Source organism: Serratia sp. TSO36 (assembly GCF_057808395.1).
In genome coordinates this window covers 53922-65473 of the sequence record NZ_JBJZOU010000029.1, presented here as the reverse complement: position 1 = coordinate 65473, position 11552 = coordinate 53922, and the positions used below count along the sequence as shown (strand labels likewise).

The window sequence follows — 11552 nt, the reverse complement described above, 5'->3', positions numbered from 1 at the left end:
CGTTTCAATTAAGCGATAAAGGATCGCAGCGTGTCGTCGAATTCAACTTTGAACTGAGCATAGTTAAAATGTTCCGCAGGATAGCGCTGCGCATTTCGGCTCAGAGTCTGGTAGGTTTCTCGCTCCAGCAATTTCTCAACGGCATCCGCACAGTCGATATGCGACAGCAGCTTGGGCGCGACCAGGCTGTCGGTCAACGGATCGTAGACCTCATGCGGGAAGTCGACCTCGATATCGGTGAGCTGCCGGTGTTGTTCGATGGTGACCGACGGCGTCAGGCCAATGCCGCAGACCCCGTCTTTCACCGCTTCCGGCTGGCCGTCGACCTGCGGGAAGATGACCGGCACGCCGAAATAGAGCGATTCCATGCAGGACAAGCCGAACGGCTCGGTGATCGGCGTGCTCATGTAGATGTGCGTGCGATTGAAGAAGCCGGCGACGTCATCCTGATAACCGCTGAAGGTGACGCGATCGCCGAGCTGTAGCCGGGCCGCCAGCGCCTCGAACGCCGCGCGATCCGGCCCTTTGCCGGCCACTTCCAGCGTGACGTCATGCCCGCGCCGCAGCAGTTCCTGCATCATCAATAATGACACGCTGATGCCTTTCAGGCTGACCAGGCGTGAGGCAGTGCCGATCCTGACCGGCTGCGACAGGGTTTTCGGCGCAGTGTCGATCCCCGCCGGCGTTTTGATGCGGTTGATCACCACGTGATTTGGGCAAGGCAGATTAAAGCGCAGCTCCATCACCCGCTTCGACGCGTGTGAGGCGGAAATGACGCCGTCCAGCATGGCGAAGAAACGCAGCGTCTTTTTATTCTTGGGGTAACGCCAGGAGCAGCCGTGATCGTAGTAAACCAGCTTGCCGCGCTTGGGTTTGGCCGCCAGCCCCGGCACCAGGTCCCAGACGATCACCACGTCGGCGTTCGCCCGCTCGATTTTCCACTTCAGCAAAAATTTGCGCAGGAACTGCGGGCAGCGCAACGGCAGCGCATTGATCAGGCGGTTGGCGAAGGTGACGGGCTGATGCGCAGGCAACTGGCGGCGGATTTCTTCGCCAATGTCGCCGCTGATGCACAAGACCTGGTTGCTGCCGTCGGTGGTATCGTTGATGTACTGCAGGAACAGGCGTTCGACGCCGCCCATTTTACCCAGGTTGATAATGTGCAGTTTTTTCATGCTATAACCTTTTGCAACGCCTGCCATGCCGTATCGGCGTCGATTGTCGCCATGCTTTTTTCCGGCGAAATCAACGAGTGCTGATTTTGCCCGTAGCCGCCGATCAGGCCGGGATCGGTCGGCCCGAACAGCGTGATGTTCGGTTTGTCGAGCGCGGCGGTCAAATGGCTGAGCCCGGTGTCGACCGAGACCACGCCCTTGGCGCCGGCCAGCACCTCGGCCACCTGCTGCAGGCTGAGCTTCGGCAGCACTTCGACATGTGAAAAACCTTCCGCCAAGCGCAGCGCGCGCTGATGTTCATGCTCTGCACCCCACGGCAGTTTGATCTTCAACCCGCTGTCGGCCGTCAGCGCGATCAGCTCGCGCCAGTTTTGCTCCGGCCAGTGCTTGTCGTCACGCGTCGTCGCGTGCAAAAACACCAAATACCGCCCGGCATCGGCCGGCGGGCTGCTGAGAAAGCGCGCGGCGATGGCGTAATCGCCGTAGCTGCCCGGTTTATCGTAGCCAAGGCTTTTGGCGAACAGTTCGCGCGTGCGTTCCACCGCGTGCTGCTGCTTGTCTATCTCATGGCGCACGTTGTAGAACCAGCTGGCGAACGGCTCGCGCGCGCTCTTGCAGTCCAGGCCATGTTTGTTGCCTTTGGCGATGCGCGTGATCAGCACGGCGCTTTTGATCAGGCCCTGCGCGTCGATCGCCACGTCATAACGGCGTTCTTGCAGCACGCGCTTGAAGTCGCAGCGCTGTTGCCGGGTGTCGTTGCCGAACCAGTTCTTGCGCCAGCGGCGAATGGCCACCGGGATCACGCGATCCACCGCCGGGTGCCAGGTCGGGATTTGGCTGAAACCTTCTTCCACCACCCAGTCGAAGCGGATATCGGGAATGGCCTGCAGCGCGTCGGTCAGGGCGGGCAGCGTATGCAGCACGTCCCCCATTGAGGAGGTTTTTACGATTAACACCTGCATGACTATTCCTCGCTGGCGACAAGTAGCGGCGTCAGCGCATCCAATACTTGCTGCGGCTGAATATCGATCAAACTTTGGTGGTATCCCTGCTCGGCATCGCCCTTGCGCACCTTGTGGTAGCCGCTGATCAGGCGAATTACCCGCGCCTTGTCCGAGAGCGGCGGCGTGAAGTCGGGGCTGCTTGGGCCGTACAAGGCTATCAGCGGTTTGTTCAACGCTGCGGCAACGTGCATTAAACCGGAGTCGTTGCTGACCACCGCCCGGCAGGCCGCGATCAGGATCACCGCCTGCTCCAACTGGGTTTTTCCGGCCAGGTTAAGGCAGAAATCGCGGGCGTCTTCCTGCAGCGCGGCGCGGATCTGTTCGCCGGCCTCGTGATCTTTCGCCGAGCCGAACAGCGCGATCTGATAGCCGTTCTCGATCAGCCGCTGAGCCAGCGTCGCGTAGTGATAGTGCGGCCAGCGTTTGGCGGGGCCGAACTCCGCGCCCGGGCAGAAGCCGACGATCGGCCGGCTGTCGGTCAGGTTGAAGGCCGCGGTGGTGTCGGCGATCTCTTCGTCGCTCACCTGCAGCCGCGGCCACAGCAGCGGCTGCGGCAGATCGTCGGCGCGCTGAATGCGGCCTTTGTCATAGGCCAGCGCCACGTAGCGTTGCACCATCAGCGGGAAGGCCGGCTTGTCGAGCACGCGGACGTCGTTCAGCAGGCCGTAACGCATTTCGCCCCGCCAGCCGGTGCGCTGCGGGATATCGGCGAAGAAGGGCACCAGCGCGGATTTGAACGAGTTGGGTAGAACGTAAGCGCGATCGTAACGGTTGGCGCGCAGGGCGCGCCCCAGGCGGCGGCGTTCACCGAGCCCCAGCGCGCCGTGGCCCAGCGGCATCGCCAGCGCCTGATTGACTTCCGGCATGCGCGCCAGCAGCGGGCGGCACCAGGCCGGCGCCATCACATCGATCTCCGCCGACGGGTATTCGGCCTTCAGGGTGCGATAGAGACTTTGCGACATCATCATGTCGCCAACCCAAGAAGGGCCGATAACCAGTATTTTCATACCCAGCGTTAATTCCTTCAGCTTATGCGGTGCGGTTCAACCAGGCCATGTACTCTTTCACCCCTTCGGCGACCGTTTTGAACGGTGCGTCGTAGCCGGCGGCGCGCAGCTTGGTCAGATCGGCCTGGGTGTACGCCTGATAGCGGCCCTTCAGCTTCTCCGGGAACTCGATGTATTCCACCGCGCCCTTCTGGTGGAAGTCCACCACCGCGTCGGCCACCGCCTGGAAGGTTTCCGCCCGGCCGGTGCCGCAGTTGAAGATGCCGGATTTGCCGGTTTCCCAGAACCACAGGTTAACCGCCGCCACGTCGCCGACGTAGATGAAGTCACGCTTGAAGTTTTCGCTGCCGGCGAACAGTTTCGGGTTTTCGCCGCGGTTGATCTGGGTATTCAGGTGGAAGGCGACGCTGGCCATGCTGCCTTTGTGGCCTTCGCGCGGGCCGTAAACGTTGAAGTAGCGGAAGCCGCAGATCTGCGAGTCCGCTTCCGGCAGGATCTCGCGCACGTACTGATCGAACAGGAATTTGGAGTAGCCGTACACGTTGAGCGGCGCTTCATACTCACGCTCTTCGATGAACTCTTCGCGGCCGCCGTAAGTGGCGGCGGAGGAGGCGTACAGGAACGGGATTTCGCGATCCAGGCAGTAGTGCAGCAGGTCTTTGGAGTACTGATAGTTATTGTCCATCATGTACTTGCCGTCCCACTCGGTGGTCGCGGAGCAGGCGCCTTCGTGGAAGACCGCTTCGATATCGCCCAGATCGTCGCCGGCCACGATGCTGGCGATAAAGTCTTCTTTATCGATATAGTCGGCGATGTCCAGATCGACCAGGTTGACGAACTTGGTGCCGTCTTTCAGGTTATCCACCACCAGGATATCGCGATATCCCTTGTCGTTCAGTGCCTTAATGATGTTGCTGCCGATCATGCCGGCGCCGCCTGTGACGATAATCATTGGGTTACCCCTGCTAAGCTGCCTGGCGGGGCACAATGCCCCACGCTCAATGGCGGTTATAATAGCATTTCATGCCGCGGCAAACAGCGGAAGGGCTCCGAATATCCCGCATTGCCATTGAAGTCCGCTTTTTGCCGTGATATCTGCTGCAATTTTAATATTCTCTCCCGCGCATTCTCGTCAGTTTGGTTACAAATCAGTAAAATATGCCGCAAATAGCCCAATCCTGGAGATAACCGAATGTCAGCGTCTTTTTATCAGCAGTTGGAACAACAGCTTGCCGCCACTCGCAGTGAAGGGCTGTTCAAGGAAGAACGCATCATCACCTCCGCGCAACAGGCGGATATCGCCGTCGCCGACGGCAGCCATGTGATCAACTTCTGCGCCAATAACTACCTGGGCCTGGCCAACCATCCGGCGCTGATCGCCGCCGCCAAGTCGGGCATGGACAGTCACGGTTTCGGCATGGCGTCGGTGCGCTTCATCTGCGGCACTCAGGACAGCCACAAGCAGTTGGAACAGAAACTGGCGGCCTTCTTGGGCATGGAAGACGCGATCCTCTACTCCTCCTGCTTCGACGCCAACGGCGGGCTGTTCGAAACCCTGCTCGGCCCGGAAGACGCCATTATCTCCGATGCGCTGAACCACGCGTCGATCATCGACGGCGTGCGCCTGTGCAAGGCCAAGCGCTATCGCTACGCCAATAACGACATGGCCGAGCTGGCCGCGCAGCTGAAGCAGGCCAAAGCCGACGGCGCGCGCCACATCCTGATCGCCACCGACGGCGTCTTCTCGATGGACGGCGTGATCGCCAACCTGAAAGGGGTGTGCGATCTGGCGGACGAATACCAGGCGCTGGTGATGGTGGATGACTCCCACGCGGTGGGCTTTGTCGGCGCCAACGGGCGCGGCACCCATGAATACTGTGAAGTGATGGGCCGCGTCGATATCATCACCGGTACGTTAGGCAAAGCGCTGGGCGGCGCGTCCGGCGGCTACACCGCCGCCAGGAAAGAAGTGGTGGAGTGGTTGCGCCAGCGTTCGCGCCCGTACCTGTTCTCCAACTCGCTGGCGCCGGCGATCGTCGCCGCGTCGATCAAAGTGCTGGAACTGCTGGAAGAGGGCGATGCCCTGCGCGATCGCCTGTGGGCCAACGCGCGTCTGTTCCGCGAAAAAATGACCGCCGCCGGCTTCACGTTGGCCGGCGCCGATCATGCCATCATCCCGGTGATGCTGGGTGAGGCGAAGCTGGCGCAGGAATTCGCCAATGCGTTGCTCAAGGAAGGCATCTATGTGACCGGTTTCTTCTATCCGGTGGTGCCGAAAGGCCAGGCGCGCATCCGTACCCAGATGTCCGCCGACCACACCCCGGAGCAAATCGAACGCGCAGTGGCGGCGTTTACACGTATCGGTAAGGATCTTGGCGTTATTGCATAAGGTAAAACCATGAAAGCACTGTCAAAACTGAAAGCGGAAGAAGGGATTTGGATGACCGACGTGCCTCAGCCGGAGCTGGGCCACAACGACATCATGATCAAAATCCGCAAAACCGCGATCTGCGGCACCGATGTGCATATCTACAACTGGGACGAGTGGTCGCAAAAAACCATTCCGGTTCCGATGGTGGTCGGCCATGAATACGTCGGCGAAGTGGTGGCGATCGGTCAGGAAGTCAAAGGCTTCAGCATCGGCGATCGCGTGTCCGGCGAAGGCCACATCACCTGCGGCCATTGCCGCAACTGCCGCGGCGGCCGCACGCACCTGTGCCGCAACACCGTCGGCGTGGGCGTGAACCGTCCGGGCAGCTTTGCGGAATACCTGGTGATCCCGGCGTTCAACGCCTTCAAGATCCCGGATAACATCTCCGACGAACTGGCTTCGATCTTCGATCCGTTCGGCAACGCGGTGCACACCGCGCTGTCGTTCGATCTGGTTGGGGAAGACGTGCTGGTGTCCGGCGCCGGCCCGATCGGCATCATGGCGGCGGCGGTGTGCAAACACGTCGGCGCTCGCCATGTGGTGATCACCGACGTTAACGAATACCGCCTGGAACTGGCGCGCAAGATGGGTGTGACCCGCGCGGTGAACGTCAGCAAGGAAAACCTCAGCGACGTGATGGCCGAGCTGGGTATGACCGAAGGGTTCGACGTCGGTCTGGAAATGTCCGGCGCGCCGCCGGCGTTCCGCACGCTGCTCAATGCGATGAACCACGGCGGACGCATCGCCATGCTGGGCATTCCGCCTTCGGATATGTCGATCGACTGGAACCAGGTCATCTTCAAAGGGCTGTTTATCAAAGGGATTTACGGCCGCGAAATGTTCGAAACCTGGTACAAGATGGCGGCGCTGATCCAGTCCGGTCTGGATTTGAGCCCGATCATCACCCACCGATTCTCGATCGACGAGTTCCAGCAGGGCTTCGACGCCATGCGCTCCGGCAAGTCGGGTAAAGTGGTGCTGAGCTGGGATTAATCTCGGCAGACGTGACAAGGGCCGGAATTCCGGCCCTTTTTTTACGCTTGCGGTTTGGCTTGCGTCCAGTGCTGCCAATGACGCTTGATGAAGGTCACCGGCGGCGAGGTGGCGATGCTGTCGGCGATGACGCCCAGCGCGGTGCCGGCGTTGGTTTTTTCCTTCGGCGGTTTGACCATGCACTGCTTGATGCCGCCGCTGAACGGGTTCTTCGGCTGCGGTTTTTGCGGTTTGACCGGCGGTGGGACGTAGCCGCCGCCGTTGCCCTGCGGTTCGTTCAGCAGCGCGCTCGGCTTGACCAGCACGATATCGGCGGGCAGCGACGGCAGCATCTGCTGCAGCACCTTCACCGTCGCCGGGCGCGGGTGGCCGATGGCGATGGCGGAGCCGTTGCGCCGCGCCAATTCGACCGCGCGGTTGAACTGGCGGCGGATGTCGGCTTCGTTCGCGGTATCGTCGAGGAACACCTTGCGTTTGATCACCTTCACGCCGGTGCCGGCCGCGGCGCGGGTCGCCTGGCTGCTGCCGATGGTCATGCTGTCGAGGAAATACAGTCGGTAGCTTTCGAGCGCCTGCATCACTTTCTGCATGCCCGGCAGGCTGGAGGTCATGGCGCTGCCCATGTGGTTGTTCATGCCGACCGCGTAGGGCACGTTGTTCACCGCGTTGCGGATGATGCGCTGGATCTCGTCGCTGCTCATGGAAGGCTGCAGGGTATCGCGCTCCAGCGGCTGCTTGCTGAGCGGCGCCATCGGCATGTGGATCAAGACTTCGCGGCCCTGGTTGTGGGCGCGGGTGGCCATCAGGCGGGCATGCGGCGCGTTGGGCAACACCGCGACCGAGATCGCCGTCGGCATTTGCAGCACCGCGTTTTCTTCGTGAGGGCGGTAGCCCACGTCATCGATGACGATGGAGAGTTTTCCTGCCTGCGCAGCGTAAACCTGCAGCAGACAGCCTATTAACAGAGCTGTACGGGTTTTGACATAGCGCAAATCTATCTTCCCAACCACGGCAGTGGGTTAACCGCCTGTCCCTGACGACGGATTTCGAAATAGAGCGACGGCGTTCCCTGGCCGCCGCTGGTGCCGACCAGAGCGATCGGCTGGCCGGCGCGCACCTGCGCCCCGACGTTGACCAACGCGCTCTGGTTGTAGCCGTACACGCTCATGTCGCCTTTACCGTGTTCGACCACCACCATCAGGCCATAGCCTTGCAGCCAGTCGGCCAGCAGCACGCGGCCATCGGCGACGGCTTTCACTTCGCTGCCTTCGCGGGCTTCGATCACCATGCCTTTCCAGCGTAGCTCGCCCTGCTGCTGTTCGCCAAAGCCGTGCAGCGTGCGCCCGCGCACCGGCCACATCAGCTGGCCGGCCGGACGACCGAGGCCGCCGGTTCGCGCCATCAGCGAGCGATCGGCTTCGCTAGGTTTGTAGGTGGTGCCGGTTTTCTTCGCCTGCTGCTCCTTGATGCGCACCTGTTCGCGCACCTTGGCCGCTTCACGCGCTTCGCGTTCGGCGCGCGCACGGGCTTCGCGCTCCGCCCGGGCGATCTTGTCGCGCATGCGGGCTTCGTTCTGGCGCAGTTCCACCAGGCGTTGTTGGTCTTTTTCCAGCGAGGCTTCCAGCGCGGTCAGCGTTTTCTTGCGGGCGCCGCGCGCCTGCTCCAGCTTCTGCTGCTGCGTCTGTTGCTCGCCCAGTAAGGATTTTTGCTGGCCCTGTTTGGCCACCAGCGTGGTTTTTTGCTTCGCCAGCTCGGCGCGGGTCTGCTTCAGCTCTTCGATGGTTTTCTGACGCGCTTCGTTCAGATAGCCGAAATAGGCCAGAATACGTTCGCTGCGCTGGCTTTCTTCACCGCTGAGGATCAGCTGCACGGCGCTGTGCTGCCCTTGCCGGAAGGCGGCGTCGAGCTGTTTGGCGAGGAGGTTTTGTTGGGTTGATTGCTGCTTTTGCAGTTTGGCTATCGAGGCGTTCAGGCCGGCAATGTCCTTGCCCAACTGGGTGAGCGTGCTCTGGGTGTCGCGCAGCTGGCGGCTGGCCTGGGCGATGGTTTTTTCCTGCTGACGCAGCTGATCCTGCAGCGAGCTGCGCTGCTGTTGCTGCTGCTTCACCGCCTTTTCTTTCTCGGCGATGCTCTGCTGGATGTCTTTCAGCTGGGATTTATTGTCCTCCGCCGCCTGGCCGGCGAGCGGCAACAGCAAGACGCCAGCGCAAAATACGCTGGCGCACATGGCGGTGAACGTCCTTGGCGCGGTGCGTTCAGGCAGCCGCCGGCTGCCTGCGTTTGCGCTTCGGGTTACCCTTGATAGTGCAAAAAACGCCTTCTCCCTCATGGAGAAGGATTATTCCACGATGAACAGCGGCTTACCAGTCATCTCTTGCGGGATTTCCATTCCCATCAGCGTTAACAGGGTTGGCGCGATGTCCGAAAGCTTGCCGCCTTCGACCGCCCGCGCCGGTTTACCGACGTAAATCAGCGGCACCGGCAGGCTGGTGTGGGCGGTGTGCGCCTGGCCGGTGGCCGGATCGCGCATCTGCTCGGCGTTGCCGTGATCGGCGGTGATCAGCAGCTGACCGTCGACGTCGCGCACCGCGTCAACCACCTGGGCGATGCAGGCGTCCAGCGTTTCCACCGCTTTGACCGCCGCTTCATACACGCCGGTATGCCCCACCATGTCGCCGTTCGGGTAGTTGCAGATAATGGCGTCGTATTTGCCGCTGCGGATGGCGCTCAGCAGCTTGTCGGTCAGATCGGCGGCGCTCATCTCCGGCTGCAGATCGTAGGTGGCGACTTTCGGCGAGTTGACCAGCACGCGGTCTTCGCCCTTGAACGGCGCTTCCACGCCGCCGTTATAGAAGAAGGTGACGTGGGCGTATTTTTCGGTTTCCGAGATGCGCAACTGGGTTTTGTCGTGCTTCATCAGCCATTCGCCGAAGGTGTTGGCCAGCGACGCCGGCGGATAGGCGCAGGCGGTCGCGATGTCGGCGGCGTATTCGGTCAGCATCACGAACTCGCCGAACTGCACCTGTTTGGCGCGCGGGAAACCGTCGAAATCCGCGTTCACGAAGGCGCGGGTGATCTGGCGCGCGCGGTCGGCGCGGAAGTTCATGAAGATCAACGCGTCGCCGTCCTGCATCGCGGCATCGGCCTCACCGGCGGCGCGGATCACGGTCGGTCTGACGAACTCGTCGTTTTCACCGCGCTGATAAGCGGCCTGCAGCCCGGCGATCGCATCCTCGGCCACGGCCTCGCCTTTGGCCGCGGTCAGCAGGTCATAGGCCAGTTGCACGCGATCCCAGCGGTTGTCGCGGTCCATCGCGTAGTAGCGGCCGATTAGCGAGGCGATGCGCCCGATGCCCAACGCGGCGAAGGCGTCGCGGCAGCGTTGCAGCGGGGCTTCGGCGCTGCGCGGCGGCGTGTCGCGCCCGTCGAGGAAGGCGTGCAGATAAACCGCTTTGGCGCCGCGTTGGGCGGCCAGCTTGATCATGGCCAGAATGTGCTCGTCATGGCTGTGCACGCCGCCCGGCGACAGCAGGCCCATGATGTGCACCGCCTTGCCGGCCGCTACGGCCTTATCGACCGCGGCGGTCAGCACCGGGTTGGCGAAGAAGTCGCCGTCGGCGATCGCTTTGTCCAGCCGGGTCAGATCCTGGTACACGATGCGCCCGGCGCCCAGGTTGACGTGGCCGACTTCGGAGTTGCCCATTTGCCCATCGGGCAGGCCGACATCCAGCCCGGAGGCGGCGATCAGCGTATGCGGCTGCTCCCGCCACAGGCGATCCATCACCGGAGTGCCGGCGTTCAGGATCGCGTTGTCCTGCCGCTCTTCACGGTGGCCGTAACCGTCCAGGATCACCAGAACCATCGGTTTTTTGTTGCTCGACATTGCATTGACCTCTTATGAACTTTTTAAGCTGCGAATAGCCATGCGCCCGCCGCAAGCATGGCTATTCACCCTCGAAAAACCGGCTGATTTTACATCGCCGCCGGCGATAAATAGCCCAAAGAGATCAAGGTTGCGGCGAATCGCGCGGGCTTTTATGCTCTGACGTCGGGAATTTCTCAGCGCAGCCCGCAGTTTCTGCAATCGCGCTTGCTTATTGGCTGTATTTGCCGCACTCGGCAGGTATACTCTGGAACCTTGACTTATTTATCCCTTAACTGACGGGAGTTGTTACACCCCATGCTGCAAGAAATTATGCCATTCGTAAGCAGACACCCTATTCTGAGCCTGGCTTGGATCGCTCTGCTGGTCGCCGTGATCGTCATGACCTTCAAAAGCCGTTTCTCCAAGGTCAAAGAGATCGCCCGCGGTGAAGCTATTCGTCTGATCAACAAAGAAGAAGCCGTGGTGGTCGACACCCGCAGCCGCGACGATTTTCGCCGTGGTCACCTGGCCAACGCCATCAACCTGACCGCCAGCGAAATCAAAAGCGGCAGCCTGGGCGAGCTGGAAAAACACAAAGCGCAGCCGATCATCGTCGTGTGCGCCAACGGCACCGCCTCCCGCGAGCCGGCGGAGAACCTGAGCAAGGCCGGTTTTGAAAAGGTGACTATGCTGAAAGACGGCATTTCCGGCTGGAGCGGAGAAAACCTGCCGCTGGTGCGCGGTAAGTAACCGTTTAACCTATTTGAGGTGGCAATCCATGGCTAACATTGATATCTACACCAAAGCGACCTGTCCGTTCTGCCATCGCGCCAAGGCGCTGTTGAACAGCAAGGGCGCGGCGTTTAACGAGATCGCCATCGACGGCGATAACGCTAAGCGCGAAGTGATGATCGAGCGCAGCGGGCGCACCACCGTGCCGCAGATTTTCATCGATGGCCGGCATATCGGCGGCTGCGATGATTTATATGAACTCGATGCTCGCGGCGGCCTGGATCCACTGCTTTAAGCAGCTTGCCGGTTCACCGAGTGTCAATAAGGACGTTTAACCAAGGGTAT

Annotated in this window: 11 protein-coding genes; 4 read left to right on the top strand and 7 right to left on the bottom strand. The window is 61.2% G+C overall.

Features of this window, described 5'->3' with window-relative positions; translation table 11 throughout:
- Positions 1-8 precede the first annotated feature (8 nt).
- From ACK3CV_RS24505 to rfaD, 4 genes are read right to left on the bottom strand one after another with little or no spacing between them, the layout of a single operon-like run.
- Positions 9-1175: a glycosyltransferase gene (locus ACK3CV_RS24505; protein WP_033654528.1), complete on the bottom strand. Its 1167-nt coding sequence runs from the start codon at positions 1173-1175 to the stop codon at positions 9-11.
- Entirely contained in the window at positions 1172-2137 is a 966-nt protein-coding gene (gene rfaC / locus ACK3CV_RS24500) for a lipopolysaccharide heptosyltransferase RfaC (protein ID WP_489009909.1), read from the bottom strand. The genes ACK3CV_RS24505 and rfaC overlap by 4 nt, the downstream gene beginning before the upstream one ends.
- 2 nt (positions 2138-2139) lie before the next feature.
- Positions 2140-3186: an ADP-heptose--LPS heptosyltransferase RfaF gene (gene rfaF / locus ACK3CV_RS24495; protein WP_164141696.1), complete on the bottom strand. Its 1047-nt coding sequence runs from the start codon at positions 3184-3186 to the stop codon at positions 2140-2142.
- A 22-nt stretch (positions 3187-3208) separates the two neighbouring features.
- Positions 3209-4138, bottom strand: coding sequence for an ADP-glyceromanno-heptose 6-epimerase (gene rfaD / locus ACK3CV_RS24490; protein WP_016929696.1), 930 nt, complete (start codon positions 4136-4138; stop codon positions 3209-3211).
- 240 nt (positions 4139-4378) lie between these two features.
- Here rfaD and kbl point away from each other — a divergent pair, with 240 nt between their 5' ends.
- Together kbl and tdh are read left to right on the top strand one after the other, a co-directional pair.
- Complete coding sequence (kbl, locus tag ACK3CV_RS24485; RefSeq protein WP_033636462.1) at positions 4379-5575, top strand: glycine C-acetyltransferase; 1197 nt, start codon at positions 4379-4381, stop codon at positions 5573-5575.
- Positions 5576-5584: 9 nt separating this feature from the next.
- Positions 5585-6610, top strand: coding sequence for an L-threonine 3-dehydrogenase (gene tdh, locus ACK3CV_RS24480; protein WP_033649729.1), 1026 nt, complete (start codon positions 5585-5587; stop codon positions 6608-6610).
- Between the two features lie 41 nt (positions 6611-6651).
- On the opposite strand, the gene ACK3CV_RS24475 is transcribed toward tdh, so the two are convergent.
- The 3 genes from ACK3CV_RS24475 to gpmM are packed head-to-tail and all read right to left on the bottom strand — an operon-like array spanning position 6652 to position 10493.
- A complete protein-coding gene (locus tag ACK3CV_RS24475) occupies positions 6652-7602 on the bottom strand; it encodes a divergent polysaccharide deacetylase family protein (RefSeq protein WP_164040063.1) in 951 nt (316 codons plus the stop codon).
- A gap of 2 nt (positions 7603-7604) precedes the next feature.
- Positions 7605-8939 (bottom strand): murein hydrolase activator EnvC, encoded by a 1335-nt coding sequence (gene envC / locus ACK3CV_RS24470; RefSeq protein ID WP_060424803.1) that lies wholly within the window; start codon positions 8937-8939, stop codon positions 7605-7607.
- Positions 8940-8948: 9 nt separating this feature from the next.
- Entirely contained in the window at positions 8949-10493 is a 1545-nt protein-coding gene (gene gpmM / locus ACK3CV_RS24465) for a 2,3-bisphosphoglycerate-independent phosphoglycerate mutase (RefSeq protein ID WP_164040065.1), read from the bottom strand.
- A gap of 297 nt (positions 10494-10790) precedes the next feature.
- Here gpmM and ACK3CV_RS24460 point away from each other — a divergent pair, with 297 nt between their 5' ends.
- Both ACK3CV_RS24460 and grxC read left to right on the top strand, forming a co-directional pair.
- Positions 10791-11225 carry a rhodanese-like domain-containing protein gene (locus tag ACK3CV_RS24460; RefSeq protein ID WP_033649725.1) on the top strand — a complete coding sequence of 145 codons (435 nt, stop codon included), beginning with the start codon at positions 10791-10793 and terminating at the stop codon, positions 11223-11225.
- Positions 11226-11253: 28 nt separating this feature from the next.
- A complete protein-coding gene (gene grxC, locus ACK3CV_RS24455) occupies positions 11254-11502 on the top strand; it encodes a glutaredoxin 3 (RefSeq protein ID WP_004931142.1) in 249 nt (82 codons plus the stop codon).
- Positions 11503-11552: the final 50 nt, after the last annotated feature.

Coding starts and splice junctions, on each gene's coding strand:
- ACK3CV_RS24505 (WP_033654528.1), bottom strand. CDS start 1,175: ATGAAAAAACTGCACATTATCAACCTGGGTAAAATGGGCGGCGTCGAA.
- rfaC (WP_489009909.1), bottom strand. CDS start 2,137: ATGCAGGTGTTAATCGTAAAAACCTCCTCAATGGGGGACGTGCTGCAT.
- rfaF (WP_164141696.1), bottom strand. CDS start 3,186: ATGAAAATACTGGTTATCGGCCCTTCTTGGGTTGGCGACATGATGATG.
- rfaD (WP_016929696.1), bottom strand. CDS start 4,138: ATGATTATCGTCACAGGCGGCGCCGGCATGATCGGCAGCAACATCATT.
- kbl (WP_033636462.1), top strand. CDS start 4,379: ATGTCAGCGTCTTTTTATCAGCAGTTGGAACAACAGCTTGCCGCCACT.
- tdh (WP_033649729.1), top strand. CDS start 5,585: ATGAAAGCACTGTCAAAACTGAAAGCGGAAGAAGGGATTTGGATGACC.
- envC (WP_060424803.1), bottom strand. CDS start 8,939: ATGAGGGAGAAGGCGTTTTTTGCACTATCAAGGGTAACCCGAAGCGCA.
- gpmM (WP_164040065.1), bottom strand. CDS start 10,493: ATGTCGAGCAACAAAAAACCGATGGTTCTGGTGATCCTGGACGGTTAC.
- ACK3CV_RS24460 (WP_033649725.1), top strand. CDS start 10,791: ATGCTGCAAGAAATTATGCCATTCGTAAGCAGACACCCTATTCTGAGC.
- grxC (WP_004931142.1), top strand. CDS start 11,254: ATGGCTAACATTGATATCTACACCAAAGCGACCTGTCCGTTCTGCCAT.